The sequence below is a fragment of the Sulfitobacter sp. 1A12056 genome (assembly GCF_043558125.1).
In the GTDB taxonomy this organism is placed as follows: Bacteria; Pseudomonadota; Alphaproteobacteria; order Rhodobacterales; family Rhodobacteraceae; genus Sulfitobacter; species Sulfitobacter faviae.
On the sequence record NZ_JBIFFY010000002.1, the window covers coordinates 126,157 to 140,167 of the forward strand.

Below are 14,011 nucleotides of genomic sequence, written 5' to 3' on the forward strand. Positions count from 1 at the left end.
CGGACAGCGCCTTGGAGAGCGCCGTCAGCCGTTCTGTTTGCGTGCCTTGCGCAACAGCATGTCGCGCTTGGTTTTGCTGAGGTTGTCGAAATACATCTTGCCCGCCAAATGGTCGATCTGGTGCTGCACGCTCACCGCTTCCAGCCCGACGAAATCACGCTCCACCTCGGCCCCCGTCTCATCCAGAAAGCGTACCTTCACCCCACGCGGGCGGCGGATCACGGCGCTGAAACCGGGCAGATTGGGGCTGGCCTCCTCGTAAGGATGCAACACGGCAGAGGCATCGACGATCACCGGGTTCGCCAGCCGAATGCGTTTGTTTCGCGCTTCCGAGGCATCGACGACGGCCACCTGCAACATCACCCCGATCTGCGGCGCGGCAAGGCCGACGCCGGGCATGGCGTCCATCGTCTCGATCATGTCGTCCCAGAGGGTGCGGATTTCATCCGTCACCGCCTCAATCGGTTCGGCGGGGCTGCGCAGGCGTTTGTCGGGCCATGGAACATAGCGGCGTAGGGTCATTGTGCGTTGAACTCCGCAATCTTGGCCGCGCGGGTCTCCGCGTCGAGGTGATCGAAGGTCACCACACCATCAAGGTGATCCATCTCATGCTGCGCGATTAGCGCGGCGGCGCCTTCCATGCTCTGCACATAGCGGCCCCCGTTCAGACCGGTCCAAACCATCTGGACCTGCGCAGGGCGCGAGATGTCGGTGCTGATGCCGGGGATGCTAAGACAGCCTTCGGTATTGGTCACCCGCTCTTCGCCGATCTCTTGAAACATCGGGTTGATGCAGACGAGCGGGTCGGACTTATTTTCTTTCCAGCCCGCATCCATCACGAAGATGCGCAGCATCGCGCCCACCTGCGGCCCGGCAAGGCCCCGGCCCGGTGCGGCATACATCGTTTCCAGCATATCGGCGGCAAGGCGTTCGATCTCGGGCGTGATCTCCTCGACCGGGGCGCAGATTTCGGCCAGTCGCGGGTCGGGCCAGCGAAGAACCTCCAGCACGCTCATCCGCGCGCCAGCTCGCGCTTGAGCTTGACCATCTTGCGGGTGATCATCTGACGCTTCAGCGGCTTGAGGTAGTCGATGAAAAGCTTGCCGTCGAGGTGGTCGATCTCATGCTGAACGCAGGTCGCCCAAAGCCCGTCAAAGGCCTCCTGCTGCTCTTTCCCGTCACGGTCGAGCCAGCGCACCTCAACCTCTGCCGGGCGGGTCACCTCGGCATATTGGTCGGGGATGCTGAGACAGCCTTCTTCATAGGTGTTGAGCCCGTCCGAAGAAGCCACAATTTCGGGGTTGAACATCAGCAAGGGCCGGGGCGCTTCGCCCTCTTCCTTGACGCAATCCAGCACGATCACCCGGCTCAACACGCCGATCTGCGGCGCGGCAAGGCCGATGCCCGGCGCATCATACATGGTGGTCAACATATCATCGCCCAGCACGCGCAGCTCGTCGCTGAGATCGGCGACGGGGGCTGCGGCTTTTTTGAGCCGTGGATCGGGGTGCAAAAGGATCGGGCGTTTCATCCCGCTCATTTAGGCCATGCCCGTGCATCGCGCAACCGGGGGCTTGCAGCGCCTGCGGCAGCCGTTAGCTTGGCCGCAATATCAGGAGAGACCAGCATGAGCTTTGACGACATCATCGACCGGCGCGGCACCCATTGTGCGAAATGGGACAAGATGGAAGCGATCTATGGCGTGCCCGCAGATAGCGGCATCGCCATGTGGGTGGCAGACATGGATTTCCGCCCCCCGCAGGTGGTGCAGGACGCGCTTCAGGCCCAGATCGACCACGGGGTGCACGGGTATTTCGGCGACGACAGCAAATACCTCGCCGCGATCCAGTGGTGGATGGAAAACCGCCACGGCTGGAAGGTCGATCCGCAGGCGATCTTCACCACGCATGGCTTGGTGAACGCCACCGCCATGTGCGTCGACGCCTTTACCCAGCCCGGCGATGGCGTCGTGCTGTTCACCCCGGTTTACCACGCCTTCGCCCGCGTGATTAACGCCGCCGAGCGACGGGTGGTGGAATGCCCGCTGACCAATGCCTCGGGCCGCTACGAGATGGATTTCGATGCCTATGATGCCCTGATGACCGGGGATGAGAAGATGGTGATCCTCTGCTCGCCGCATAACCCCGGCGGGCGGGTCTGGAGCCGTGAGGAACTGCAAGGCGTGGCCGACTTCGCCAAGCGGCACGATCTGGTGCTGGTCTCGGATGAGATCCACCACGATCTGGTGATGCCGGGGCACAAGCATATCCCCATGGCGCAGATCGACGGGATTGCAGACCGACTGGTTATGATGACCGCCACGACAAAGACCTTCAACATCGCGGGCGGCCATACCGGAAACGTCATCATCCTCGACCCCAAGCTGCGCGCGCGCTTTGCCCGGCGCATGGCGGCCTTGGGCGTTTCGGCAAATTCCTTCGGGCTGATCATGGCAACCGCCGCCTATTCGCCCGAAGGGGCCGCTTGGGTGGATGAGTTGACCGCCTATCTCGACGGCAACCGGCAGCTTTTCGACGAGGCGGTGAATGCGATCCCGGGGCTAAGCTCGATGCCGCTGGAATCGACCTATCTGGCTTGGGTGGACTTTTCGGGCACCGGCATGGCGCCCGCGGAGTTTCAGGACCGTGTCGAGAAAAGCGCCGCCATCGCTGCCAACCACGGCGCCACCTTTGGCACGGGGGGCGAAAGTTTCATGCGCTTCAACCTCGCCACCCCGCGCGCCCGGGTCGAGGAAGCCTGCGAGCGGCTCACCAAAGCCTTCAGTGATTTGCAGTAACGAAACGGCGCGGCGGGGCAGCCCCGCCGTGCCGCCCTATCAGGTGCGGCCGTCTTCGATCAGCCCCAGCGGCGCATCGGCGGGGCGTTCGAAATCAAGCGGCGGACGGTCCGCCACGGCGGTGGCGCGTTTGAACTCATAGCGCATCTCGCCCGCTTCTTCCTCACTCGCCACGATCAGACATTGGAACAGATGCAGGCTGCCGTCATAGAGATCGACCAGCCCGCGCAGCTTCGGCGCATCCTCCAAATCGACGGAGAAACCGGTCTTCCACATGCGCAGCACGCGGTAGACATCACCGCCCGCCTCAAGCCGCAGGCGCGCGCCCTTGCGCAGGCTTGCCATACGCGCGGCATCCAGCCCCGCCTGTATTTCTTTCGACAGAAATTCTTCCATGCGCAATCCCCCCGCTGATGCCTCTAAGCTGGCGGAAAGCGTAGAAAATTCAAGTTAAGAATTGGTGACGTTTGGGCAGTCTGCATCAGCGCAGAGCGGCTGCGCGCCTATGAAGATGGGCGGCCCCCGCGCCCTGCCCTAAATATACCCTCAAACGCGGAAAGGAGAACAAGATGGGCCTATTGGTCGACGGTAAATGGCAAGATAAATGGTATGACACCAAATCCTCGGGCGGCAAATTTGAGCGCAGCGAGGCCAAGTTTCGCAACTGGGTGACCGCCGATGGCAGCGCCGGACCAAGCGGCGAAGGCGGGTTCAAGGCAGAATCGGGGCGCTATCACCTCTACGTCAGCTATGCCTGCCCTTGGGCGCATCGCGCGCTGATCTTCCGCCAGTTGAAGGGGCTTGAGGATCACATCGGTGTCTCTGTCGTGCATCCCGATATGCTGGGGGAGGGCTGGACCTTTGACACGGATTTCCCCGGTGCCACGGGCGACACGCTCTTCGGCCTGCCCTATGCCCGCGACATCTACACCCGTGCCAATCCCAATTTCACAGGCCGCGTCACCGTGCCGATTCTTTGGGACAAAGCGCGCGAGACCATCGTCAGCAATGAGAGCGCCGAGATCATCCGCATGTTCAACAGCGCTTTCAACGCGATCATCGGCAACAGTGATGACTATTACCCCGCGCCCCTGCACGGCCGCATCGAAGAGGTGAACGCCCGCGTCTATGACACGCTGAACAACGGCGTCTACAAAGCCGGCTTCGCCACCACGCAAGAGGCCTATGACGCCGCCGTGCATCCGCTCTTCGACACGCTGGATTGGATCGAAGACATCCTGTCGCAGAACCGCTACCTCGCGGGCGACCGGATGACCGAGGCGGACTGGCGGCTTTTCACCACGTTGGTGCGCTTCGACAAGGTTTATCACCTGCACTTCAAATGTAACCGCCACCGGATCGTCGATTACCCGAACATCTGGGCCTATACGCGCGAACTCTATCAGGTGCCGGGCGTGGCCGAGACGGTGAACTTCGACCATATCGTGCGGCACTATCACTACAGCCATGATACGATTAACCCGCACCGCATCATCCCGATCAATCCGGTGCTGGACTTCGACGCGCCGCACGGGCGCGGCTGACCTCCCCTCCCCCTGCCCCGTGGAAGACGCTTGATCGCGCAGCGCTTTTGCGCTTTCACCGCAGCGACGACGGCAGGGGGATGATCATGCAAAAGCCAGACCAGCGCGACCACGGCGGCGGTGTCGATGCGGCAGCGGCGCGTTTCGGCGGAGCGCGGTCGGATTGGATCGACCTTTCCACCGGGATCAACCCCGCGCCCTACCCGATACCTGCCCTGCCTGCGGGCACATGGACTGCCCTCCCCGATGCCGCGGCGCAAGACGCGCTGCTGGCCGCCGCCCGCGCCTTTTGGCAAGTGCCCGAAGGGGCCGCGATCCTCGCCGTGCCGGGGGCCTCCTCGGCCATCGCGCGAATCCCGGCGCTGGCCCCGAAGGGCCGCGTGCGCATCCCCGGGCCGACCTATAACGAACATGCCGCCAGCTTCGCCGAGAACGGCTGGCAAGTGGTCGAGACGGGCGAAGCCGAAGCCGCCGTTCACGTCCGTCCCAACAACCCCGACGGGCGCCTGTGGCCCATGGCAGAGACGAGAGCCCCGCTCAGCATCATTGATGAGAGCTTTTGCGACATCACGCCCAACGCCACCCTGATGGCGCAGGCCACGGTGCCCGGCACGCTGATCCTCAAGAGCTTTGGCAAGTTCTGGGGGCTGGCCGGGCTGCGGCTGGGGTTCGTGATCGGCGATCCGGCCTTGGTCACGCGGCTTGAACAGATGCTTGGGCCGTGGCCGGTCGGCGGCCCCGCGCTGCATATCGGCGCAGCGGCGCTGCGGGATCAACCATGGGCCGAGGCCACGCGGGCGCGGCTGGGGGCCGAGGCCACGCGCCTCGACGGGTTGATGACCACAGCAGGCGCAGAGATCGTCGGCGGCACCCCGCTTTTCCGGCTCTATGAGGTCGAAGACGCGCAGGCTTGGCAAACCCGCCTCGCCCGGCACCAGATCTGGAGCCGCATCTTCCCCTATAACCCCCGCTGGCTGCGCCTTGGCCTGCCGCCCTCGATAGGTTGGGCGCGGTTGGAGCAGGCGCTGGCATGAGCACGGCGGCGGTCCTCGCGCTGGCCATGCTGCTGGATGCAGCACTTGGAGAGCCGGATTGGCTCTGGCGTCGCCTGCCGCATCCGGCGGTGCTGATGGGGCGGCTGATCGGCTGGGGGGATCGTCGGTTAAACCACGGCGAAGCCCGCCGCGCCAAGGGCGTGGCGCTGCTGCTGGCGCTGATGATCGGGGCCGCGCTGCTCGGCTGGGCGCTCAGCCTTGCTGGCCCCCTCGTCGAGATCATCCTCGCCGCCATCCTGCTGGCGCAACGTTCCCTCGTTGAGCACCTGCGCGCCGTGGCAGATGGCCTGCGCCAGTCCCTGCCCGCAGGGCGCCGCGCCGTGGCGATGATCGTCAGCCGCGACACTGCCGCGATGCCCGCAGACGCCGTCGCCCGCTCCGCCATCGAAAGCGGGGCGGAGAACCTCAGCGACGGGATCATCGCCCCTGCCTTTTGGTTCCTGCTGGGCGGGCTGCCGGGGCTGCTGGTCTATAAAATCGTCAATACCGCCGACAGTATGATCGGCTACCGCACCCCACGCTATGCCGATTTCGGCTGGGCCGCGGCGCGGATGGATGACCTTCTGAACCTCGCCCCCGCACGGCTGACCGCGCTGCTGATTGCCCTGCCCGGCGGGGTGCTGCACCGCTGGCGCGACATCAAGGCCGACGCGGCGCTGCACCGCTCGCCCAACGCCGGTTGGCCGGAAGCCGCCATGGCGCGGGCCATAGGTGTGGCCCTCGCCGGTCCGCGCAGTTATGATGGGCGGGTGCAGCAGTTTCCTTGGGTGCATGGCGCGGGGGCGCGCGTCATCGGACCTTTGGAGATCGATGCGGCCATCACCCGCCTCTGGCAGGCATGGTTGGTGATGTGGGCAATCGCCCTAGTTCTGGCCTGTCTGTGACAAAGAGGTATCCATGCGCCCCACGTTTCTCGCCGCCGCCCTTGCGGCCCTCACCCTTCCCGCCAGCGCCTATGCGCAAGCCAAATGCGGCGGGGATTTCTCCAGTTTCATCGCCGATGCCAAGGCCGAGGCCGTGGCGAACGGCGCCGATCCCGCCAAGGCCGAGCGTTTCTTTGCCGGCCTGCGCCAAGACCCCGCCGTTCTGCGCGCCGATCAGGCCCAAGGGGTGTTTCAAAAGCCCTTCATCGAATTCTCGCGCCGCCTGATCTCGGAAAACCGGATCAACCGGGGCCGCGCCATGGCCGAGAAATACGACGCCATCTTCGACCGGATCGAGGCGGAATACGGCGTCAGCCGTGGGGTGCTCTTGGCTTTCTGGGCGTTCGAGACGGATTACGGCGCAATCCAAGGCGACTTCAACACCGCCAACGCGCTGGCGACCCTTTCCCATGACTGCCGCCGCCCCGAACTGTTCCGCCCACAGCTTTTCGCGGCGCTAGAGCTTTTCGAGCGCGGTGAGTTCGACCCGGCCACCACCACCGGTGCTTGGGCCGGTGAGATCGGCATGGTGCAAATGCTGCCGCGCGACATCCTAGAGAACGGGGTGGATGGCGACGGCGACGGCGCGGTCTCGCTCAAGACCTCCGCCCCCGATGCGCTGCTGTCAGGCGCCAAGATGCTGCAAAGCCTCGGCTGGCGCGCGGGCGAGCCTTGGTTGGCCGAGGTCACCCTGCCGCAGGATTTCGACTGGTCGCAAACCGGGCTGGAGACCACGAAACCCGTCAGCGAATGGCAGGCCATGGGTGTCTCCCCCCGCAACGGGCTGCTGGCCGAGGGGCTGACCGCCTCCGTCCTGCTGCCGCAGGGGCGCGGCGGGCCTGCTTTCATCGCCTATCCGAACTTCCGCGTTTATTTCGAGTGGAACCAGAGCTTTACCTACGTCATGACCGCTGCCTATTTCGCCACACGGCTGGAAGGCGCGCAGGTCTATGACGCGGGCAGTCCGGCCCCCGGTCTGGGCGGCGAGGCGATGAAAACGCTGCAACGCAAACTCCAAGCCAAGGGCTATGACGTGGGCGATGTGGATGGCATCCTCGGCTCCGGCACCCGCGCCGCCGTACGCGCGGAACAGGCCCGTCTTGGCATGCCCGTCGATGGCTGGCCCACGCCCGACCTGCTGAACCAACTGTAAGGAGAAGACCGATGGCCCTCAAGAAAACCGCCGCGCAAATGGTCGCCGAGGCCCGCGCCCGGATCGAAGAGATCGACAGCACCGAGGCCATCGCCATGCTCGACGACGAAAACGTGCAATTCGTCGACCTGCGTGACCCCCGCGAACGCGAACGCACCGGGTTCATCCCCGGTGCCTTCCACTGCCCGCGCGGCATGTTGGAGTTCTGGGTCGACCCCGAGAGCCCCTATTTCAAAGAGGTCTTTGCCCAAGACAAGAAGTTCGTCTTTCACTGCGCCTCTGGCTGGCGCTCGGCCATCTCGGTCGCGACGCTGCAAGACATGGGCTTTGACGCGGCCCACCTGAAGGACGGTTTCGGCGGCTGGGAAAAAGCGGGCGGCCCGATCGAGAGGTCTTGAAGCGTAGGCTTTGATCTGGCCTCCCCCGCGCAAAGCTGCCACAAGTTTTGCAACGTCAAAGGAGAGACAGAATGACCGAGATCAAACGCCACCACACCAACACCCGCATGAGCCAGATCGTCGAGCATGGCGATGTGATCTACCTTGCCGGTCAGGTCGGCACGGCGGGGGCGGATGTAGCCCAGCAGACCCAAGATTGCCTTGATAAGGTCGACGCCCTGCTGGCCGAGGTCGGCAGCGACAAGACCCGCATCCTGCAATCCACCATCTGGCTGGCCGACATGGCCGATTTCGAAGCCATGAACGCCGTTTGGGACGAATGGGCGCCCGAGGGCCAAGCCCCCGCCCGCGCCTGCGGCGAATCCAAACTCGCCACGCCGGAATATCTGGTCGAAGTGCTGGTGATCGCCGCCAAAGCCTGAGCCATTGCCCCGCGCCCTGTTACGGGGCGCGGGGCTTTGTCGGACCCCCAGATGACCCCCTGCACCCTCACCGCCCTGTCGGACCTCGCCCAGCTCCGCGTCGATACGATCATCGACGTGCGCGCGCCAATGGAGTTTGCCGAGGATCATCTGCCCGGTGCCATTAACCTGCCCGTGCTGTCGGACGCGGAGCGCGCCGAAGTGGGCACGATCTACAAGCAGGTCAGCCCCTTTGACGCGCGCAAGATCGGCGGGGCGCTGGTCGCGCAGAACACCGCGCGGCATTTGCAGACGGCGCTGGCGGATAAAGACGGCGGCTGGCAGCCGCTGGTCTATTGCTGGCGCGGCGGGCAGCGGTCGGGGGCATTCTCGACGATCCTCGATCAGGTTGGCTGGCGCGTGCAACTTCTGCGCGGCGGCTATCGCAGCTACCGGCGGCTCGTGGTCGCGGCACTCTACGACACGCCCCTGCCGCATCGGCTTATGCTGATCGAAGGTGGCACCGGCACGGCCAAGACACGGCTGTTGCATCATCTGGCGCAGGTGGGCGCGCAGGTGCTTGACCTCGAAGGGCTGGCGCAGCACCGCGGCTCGCTTTTCGGTGCGATGGATGGTGGGCAGCCGCATCAAAAGATGTTCGAATCCCGGCTCGCCCGAGCGCTATTGCCGTTCGACCCCGCGCAGGTGACATGGGTCGAAGCCGAGAGCAGCAAGATCGGCGACATCACCCTTCCGCCTGCGCTTTGGGCCGCGATGCGCGACGCCGCGCGGGTTGAGATCGCCGCCCCCTTGGCCGCGCGGGCGGATTTTCTGTGCCGGGCCTATGATGACCTGACCACCGACCCCGCCATGCTCGAAAATCGCATCGACAAGCTGCGGCCCTATCATAGCGGTGAGACGATCACCCAGTGGCAGGCCCAAGCCCGCGCAGGCGATTGGGCCAGCCTCGCCGAAGGGCTGATCGGCCAGCATTACGATCCGCGCTATGCCAAGGCCGCCAGCCGCAACCCCGCCCCGCGCGCCCGGTTGACGCTGGACCGGCTTGATGACAGCACATTGGCCGAAACCGCCGCAGCCCTGCACAGCCGTTTCACCGCAAACGGATAGAAGGCCCCCCCGCCTCAAGCCGCCCGATGATATGGCCCGCCAAGCCTTCGGCCTTTAACCGCGCCTGCGCCGCTTTCGCCGCATCCTCGGGCAGGGCTGCCAGCAGCCCCCCGGCGGTTTGCGGATCGTGGAAAAGCGGGTTCACCGGGTCTGCCGCCGCAATCGGGGCGTCCGCCTGATTGACCGCCAGCAAGGAAGAGGCCACCCCCTGATCCGACAGCGTCTGCGCGCCGGGGTAGATCGGCACCGCCTCCGCCCAAAGCTCCGCCGCCAATCCCGAGGCACGGCAGATCGCTTGCACATGGCCGGCAAGGCCAAAGCCCGTCACATCCGTCATCGCATGGGCCGTGCCCAAAATCTCCGCCTCCCGCGCCTGCGGGGTGGCCATGACGTCGAGCGCTTCGGCCACCACCCGCCCCGGCGCGGTCCCCGCCATATGGCCTGCAAGGATCACCCCCGACCCGATGGGCCGGGTCAGCACCAGCACATCGCCCGGCTGCGCGCCACCGTGGCCAATCGGCATCGCGTCGCGGGTGCCGGTGACCGTAAAGCCGATGGTCAGTTCCGCGCCCATGGTCGTATGGCCGCCCACGATCTGCGCACCTGCACCCGCCATCACCTCCTGCGCGGCCACCGCGATCTCGCGCAGGGTCCGGGCCTGCAATTCGGGCGACATGCGCGGCAGGATGATCGAACTCAGTGCCGCCTGCGGTGCGGCCCCCATCGCCCAGATGTCGCCCAAAGCATGCACCGCCGCGACCCGCGTCATCAGGGCCGGGTCTTCGATGAAGCCGCGCAAATGATCCGTGCTCATCACCTGAAAGCCGCCACCGGGGCGGCGCAGCACCGCCGCATCATCGCCCGCCCCGGTGAGCACATCGCCCGAGACGGGCGGCTGCACCTCGGCCAAGAGATCGCCCAGCACCGCACCGCCCACCTTGGCCCCGCATCCACCACAAAGCGGTTTGCCCGCCAGCGCCTCCTGCACGCCCGAGGCCACCGGGCCCGTCAGCGCATCGGTCTTCATCGCGGGCAGGTCATCGAGCCCGTCCATAAACTTCCGGTCGATCCGGTCTTTCCACTGCCACAGCAGCGCACCGCCAAGGGCCAGCCCATTCCGCTCCGCCATAGCGGCTTTCCCGCCGAGTGAAATCAGCTTGAGATAATGCCGCTGCGGTTTGAACGCCCGCCGTGTCCCGCCGCTAAGCGCCGCGCGCAGGTTGTCGTGCAGCACCGGCGCCGCCCGCACGGCAAAGACACCGGCCTTGGGGCGCGGGCTGGCCTCCATATGGGCGCAATCGCCAACGGCGAAGAGCCTGTCATCATCTACCACCCCCAGATCGGCCCCGACGCGGATGAACCCCGCGTGCAGCGGCAGATCGGTCTGGGCAAGCCAGCCCTGCGGCACCGCCCCCGCAGCCCCCACGCAAAGCGCCGCGGGGATCGGCGCGCCATCCGCCAAGAGTACCTGCCGGTCGGTGATCTGCTTGACCTCGGCCTCAAGCGCCACGGTCACCCCAAGCTCTGCCATCTGCCGCCGCACCATCGCCTCGGTCCGGGGGGCCATGCCGGAAAGCTGCGGCCCGTGTTCCACCACCGTCACCGCTGGCTGCCCCCCCGCTTCGCGCAGGGCAAAGGCCATCGCCATGGCAAGCTCGCAGCCCGCCACACCGCCACCGATCACCGCCACCTCGGGCGGCTGCTCCCCCGCCTTGACCGCCGCGAGAAACTCCCGCCAACGCGCGGCATAGCGATCGAGCGGCTTGGCCCCGACCGCGTGCTCGGCAAATCCCGGCAGGTCCATCTTGGCCGTGATGCCTATGTCGATTGACGCCACATCATAGGCCACGGCCCCGCACCCTTCGACCGTGATCTCCCGCGCCGCGCGGTCGATCCCCGTCGCCGCCCCAAGGATCAACCGCGCCCCGGCGTGGCGACAAAGGCGCATGAGGTCGATCTCCAACGCATCGCGGTCGTAATGCCCGGCGATATGACCGGGCAGCATGCCGGTATAGGGCGCAGTGGGGCCGGGGTTGATCACCGTCAGCCGCGCGCCGGGCAGCGGGTCCATCCCCCATTTGCGCAGCACCAGCGCATGGGCGTGCCCGCCCCCCACCAGCACCAGATCCCGCGTCAGGGGCAGATCGCTTTGCACCAGATTGCCTCACTCTCTCTTTCCGCTTTGGCTTATAGCTACCCCAAGCCGCCCGCCCGCGCCATCGGCCTGACCGAGATGTGAGCGGGCCGGATCAGAGCGGAAATGGCGCTTCCCCGCCCATTCAGGCCCGGAAAGCCGCCAAACCGGTAAAAAGGGTGACAATTCGCCACAAAACCCCCATGTACATTCCATCCCCGACCCTCTACCGACGGTCGGATTCCTTTGCCGTGGCTGGTAGCACCCCACGTGCCCGCCCCCCGCACAACGTTCAAGACAGGACAGCCTTCGTGATCCAGACTATTGCCGATGCCCTTGCCCAACAGGGTTATGAAACACTTACCGCCGTACAGGAGGCCGTCACAGACCCTGCGCTGAACGATCAAGACCTTCTGGTTTCGGCCCAAACCGGGTCGGGCAAAACGGTGGGCTTCGGCCTTGCCATCGCGCCGACGCTTCTGGGCGAGGACACGCATTTCGGCCAAGCAGGCGCGCCGCTGGCGCTGATCATCGCGCCGACGCGCGAATTGGCCATGCAGGTTAGCCGCGAGTTGACCTGGCTTTATGGCAAGGCGGGCGCGGTGGTCACCACCTGCGTCGGCGGCATGGACACCCGGACCGAGCGCCGGGCGCTGGACCGCGGCGCGCATATCGTCGTCGCCACGCCGGGTCGCCTCTGCGACCACATCAAACGCAACAACATCAACCTCGACGCGATCCGCGCCGTGGTGCTGGACGAAGCGGATGAGATGCTCGACCTCGGCTTCCGCGAAGACCTTGAGTTCATCCTGTCGGAATCCCCCGAAGAGCGCCGCACGCTGCTGTTCTCGGCCACCGTACCTGCGGCGATTGCCAAACTGGCGCAATCCTACCAGCGCGACGCGCAGCGCATCACCACCGTTGGCGAAGCCAAGCAGCACAGCGACATCGAATATCGCGCGCTGAACGTCCACCCGCGCGACACCGAGAACGCGATTATCAACGTGCTGCGCTTCTATGAAGCCAAGAACGCCATCGTCTTCTGTAACACCCGTGCCGCCGTGGCGCGTCTGACCACCCGCTTCACCAACCGCGGCTTTTCGGTCGTGGCGCTGTCGGGTGAGTTAACGCAGTCCGAGCGCACCAACGCATTGCAAGCCCTGCGCGATGGGCGTGCGCGCGTTTGTATTGCGACCGACGTCGCCGCGCGCGGCATCGACCTGCCGAACCTCGAACTGGTGATCCACGCCGACCTGCCCAGCAACTCCGACACGCTGCTGCACCGCTCGGGCCGGACGGGCCGCGCCGGGCGCAAGGGGGTTTCCGCCCTGATCGTACCGCCCAAGATGCGCAGCAAGGCGAACCGGCTTCTGGGCTGGGCCAAGCTGAAAGTGGAATGGGCCGCACCGCCCTCCGCCGCCGAGGTCAACGCCGCTGACGAAGCCCGCCTGCTGGCCGATTCCGCATGGGTGGAGCCTGCGCCCGAGGATGCGGCGGAATTCGTCACCTCACTGGTCGAGAAATTCAGCGCCGAGCAATTGGCCACCGCCTTCGTCAACCTCTACCGCAAGCGGCAATCCGCTCCGGAAGAGCTGAGCGACCCCGGCGCGCCGGGCGAGGACAAGCCGCGCCGCGACTTTGGCCCATCGGTCTGGTTCTCGGTCTCCACCGGGCGCAAAGACGGGGCCGAGCCGCGCATGTTGCTGCCGATGCTCTGCCGCCGGGGCGACCTGACCAAGGACGACATCGGCGCGATCCGCGTGCAAGACAGCCACAGTTTCGTGGAGGTGGCCGAAGCCTCGGTGCCCGGCCTGCTCGACACGCTCGGCGGCGACATGAAACTGGAAGACGGCGTGGTGCTGACCAAGCTGGACAAAGCGCCCGATCTGCCGCGCGGCCCCAAGCCCGGCGGCAAACGTGGCCCGAAACCCGGCGGTTTCAAAGGCGACCGCGGCCCCCGCAAACCGCGCGGCGATTATGACCCGGATGCCGCCCCCGCCCCGCGCAAACCCCGCGCGAAATCCAGCGACGGCCCCGGTGCTGCGTCTTTCGACAAGCCGAAATTCGACAAACCCCGCGCGCCCAAGGGCGAACGCCCACCGAAGTCGCATAAGACCGAGCGTAGCCCGATGAAACCCGGCGCGACGCCCAAGCCCAAATCGGGCGGCGACACGAGCGGCAAGCCCAAGGCAAAGGCCGTTTGGAAAAAGGAAAAGCCCGCGGGCGACGCCCCGCGCAAGGGCAAGGGCAAGCCGACCACCTCGGTCACCACGCCGGGCGGAGAGAAGTCCTACAAACGGGCCTCCGACCCGTCCAAACGCTTCACCCCGCCGAATAAGATCGGCAAACAGGGCGGCAAGGGTGGCCCTAAATCGAAATAAGACCAAACGCCGGGGCCTCACCCCGGCGTTTTTGCATCCGGCGCCATTTCTTTAAAGAAATCGCCCCCTCTGGCCTCACCGAAGGGGATAAACTGGC

General features: G+C 65.7%; 14 protein-coding genes. 9 read left to right on the forward strand and 5 right to left on the reverse strand.

What is annotated here, in order from left to right; genetic code table 11:
* Positions 1–24 precede the first annotated feature (24 nt).
* Genes def (ACGYLD_RS04985) through def (ACGYLD_RS04995) form a run of 3 tightly spaced genes read right to left on the reverse strand, consistent with a single transcriptional unit; the run spans position 25 to position 1,531 of the window.
* Positions 25–522: a peptide deformylase gene (def, locus tag ACGYLD_RS04985; RefSeq protein ID WP_271692494.1), complete on the reverse strand. Its 498-nt coding sequence runs from the start codon at positions 520–522 to the stop codon at positions 25–27.
* Entirely contained in the window at positions 519–1,016 is a 498-nt protein-coding gene (gene def / locus ACGYLD_RS04990; protein ID WP_271688413.1) for a peptide deformylase, read from the reverse strand. The genes def (ACGYLD_RS04985) and def (ACGYLD_RS04990) overlap by 4 nt, the downstream gene beginning before the upstream one ends.
* Positions 1,013–1,531, reverse strand: coding sequence for a peptide deformylase (gene def, locus ACGYLD_RS04995; RefSeq protein ID WP_271692495.1), 519 nt, complete (start codon positions 1,529–1,531; stop codon positions 1,013–1,015). The genes def (ACGYLD_RS04990) and def (ACGYLD_RS04995) overlap by 4 nt, the downstream gene beginning before the upstream one ends.
* Positions 1,532–1,627: 96 nt before the next feature.
* On the opposite strand from def (ACGYLD_RS04995), the gene ACGYLD_RS05000 reads away from it, so the two are divergent.
* Positions 1,628–2,797 (forward strand): MalY/PatB family protein, encoded by a 1,170-nt coding sequence (locus tag ACGYLD_RS05000; protein ID WP_271692496.1) that lies wholly within the window; start codon positions 1,628–1,630, stop codon positions 2,795–2,797.
* 39 nt (positions 2,798–2,836) lie between these two features.
* Here ACGYLD_RS05000 and ACGYLD_RS05005 read toward each other — a convergent pair whose 3' ends face one another.
* Positions 2,837–3,193, reverse strand: a complete 357-nt coding sequence (locus ACGYLD_RS05005) for a hypothetical protein (protein WP_271692497.1) — start codon at positions 3,191–3,193, stop codon at positions 2,837–2,839.
* A 173-nt stretch (positions 3,194–3,366) separates the two neighbouring features.
* On the opposite strand from ACGYLD_RS05005, the gene ACGYLD_RS05010 reads away from it, so the two are divergent.
* From ACGYLD_RS05010 to mnmH, 7 genes are all read left to right on the forward strand, one after another.
* A complete protein-coding gene (locus ACGYLD_RS05010; RefSeq protein ID WP_271692498.1) occupies positions 3,367–4,341 on the forward strand; it encodes a glutathione S-transferase family protein in 975 nt (324 codons plus the stop codon).
* An 80-nt stretch (positions 4,342–4,421) separates the two neighbouring features.
* A complete protein-coding gene (cobD, locus tag ACGYLD_RS05015) occupies positions 4,422–5,375 on the forward strand; it encodes a threonine-phosphate decarboxylase CobD (protein WP_394401478.1) in 954 nt (317 codons plus the stop codon).
* Positions 5,372–6,280 carry an adenosylcobinamide-phosphate synthase CbiB gene (gene cbiB / locus ACGYLD_RS05020; protein WP_271692500.1) on the forward strand — a complete coding sequence of 303 codons (909 nt, stop codon included), beginning with the start codon at positions 5,372–5,374 and terminating at the stop codon, positions 6,278–6,280. Before cobD ends, cbiB begins: the two co-directional genes overlap by 4 nt.
* Positions 6,281–6,293: 13 nt before the next feature.
* The gene (locus ACGYLD_RS05025; RefSeq protein WP_271692501.1) at positions 6,294–7,472 is read left to right on the forward strand and encodes a lytic murein transglycosylase; all 1,179 of its coding nucleotides are present in this window, start codon (positions 6,294–6,296) and stop codon (positions 7,470–7,472) included.
* Positions 7,473–7,483: 11 nt separating this feature from the next.
* Positions 7,484–7,870 carry a rhodanese-like domain-containing protein gene (locus ACGYLD_RS05030; protein ID WP_271692502.1) on the forward strand — a complete coding sequence of 129 codons (387 nt, stop codon included), beginning with the start codon at positions 7,484–7,486 and terminating at the stop codon, positions 7,868–7,870.
* A 71-nt stretch (positions 7,871–7,941) separates the two neighbouring features.
* Entirely contained in the window at positions 7,942–8,292 is a 351-nt protein-coding gene (locus ACGYLD_RS05035) for a RidA family protein (RefSeq protein ID WP_271692503.1), read from the forward strand.
* Between the two features lie 51 nt (positions 8,293–8,343).
* Positions 8,344–9,399: a tRNA 2-selenouridine(34) synthase MnmH gene (gene mnmH / locus ACGYLD_RS05040; RefSeq protein WP_271692504.1), complete on the forward strand. Its 1,056-nt coding sequence runs from the start codon at positions 8,344–8,346 to the stop codon at positions 9,397–9,399.
* Here mnmH and selD read toward each other — a convergent pair.
* Positions 9,383–11,554, reverse strand: a complete 2,172-nt coding sequence (gene selD / locus ACGYLD_RS05045; protein WP_394401483.1) for a selenide, water dikinase SelD — start codon at positions 11,552–11,554, stop codon at positions 9,383–9,385. The two genes, mnmH and selD, sit on opposite strands and share 17 nt — an antisense overlap.
* Before the next feature lie 290 nt (positions 11,555–11,844).
* On the opposite strand from selD, the gene ACGYLD_RS05050 reads away from it, so the two are divergent.
* Positions 11,845–13,914 (forward strand): DEAD/DEAH box helicase, encoded by a 2,070-nt coding sequence (locus tag ACGYLD_RS05050; RefSeq protein WP_271692505.1) that lies wholly within the window; start codon positions 11,845–11,847, stop codon positions 13,912–13,914.
* Positions 13,915–14,011 lie beyond the last annotated feature (97 nt).

Excerpts from the sequence above, each read along its gene's own strand:
- ACGYLD_RS05030 (WP_271692502.1), top strand. The coding sequence starts at position 7,484 with ATGGCCCTCAAGAAAACCGCCGCGCAAATGGTCGCCGAGGCCCGCGCC.
- def (WP_271688413.1), bottom strand. The coding sequence starts at position 1,016 with ATGAGCGTGCTGGAGGTTCTTCGCTGGCCCGACCCGCGACTGGCCGAA.
- ACGYLD_RS05010 (WP_271692498.1), top strand. The coding sequence starts at position 3,367 with ATGGGCCTATTGGTCGACGGTAAATGGCAAGATAAATGGTATGACACC.
- mnmH (WP_271692504.1), top strand. The coding sequence starts at position 8,344 with ATGACCCCCTGCACCCTCACCGCCCTGTCGGACCTCGCCCAGCTCCGC.
- cbiB (WP_271692500.1), top strand. The coding sequence starts at position 5,372 with ATGAGCACGGCGGCGGTCCTCGCGCTGGCCATGCTGCTGGATGCAGCA.
- def (WP_271692495.1), bottom strand. The coding sequence starts at position 1,531 with ATGAAACGCCCGATCCTTTTGCACCCCGATCCACGGCTCAAAAAAGCC.
- cobD (WP_394401478.1), top strand. The coding sequence starts at position 4,422 with ATGATCATGCAAAAGCCAGACCAGCGCGACCACGGCGGCGGTGTCGAT.
- ACGYLD_RS05005 (WP_271692497.1), bottom strand. The coding sequence starts at position 3,193 with ATGGAAGAATTTCTGTCGAAAGAAATACAGGCGGGGCTGGATGCCGCG.
- def (WP_271692494.1), bottom strand. The coding sequence starts at position 522 with ATGACCCTACGCCGCTATGTTCCATGGCCCGACAAACGCCTGCGCAGC.
- ACGYLD_RS05035 (WP_271692503.1), top strand. The coding sequence starts at position 7,942 with ATGACCGAGATCAAACGCCACCACACCAACACCCGCATGAGCCAGATC.
- ACGYLD_RS05000 (WP_271692496.1), top strand. The coding sequence starts at position 1,628 with ATGAGCTTTGACGACATCATCGACCGGCGCGGCACCCATTGTGCGAAA.
- ACGYLD_RS05025 (WP_271692501.1), top strand. The coding sequence starts at position 6,294 with ATGCGCCCCACGTTTCTCGCCGCCGCCCTTGCGGCCCTCACCCTTCCC.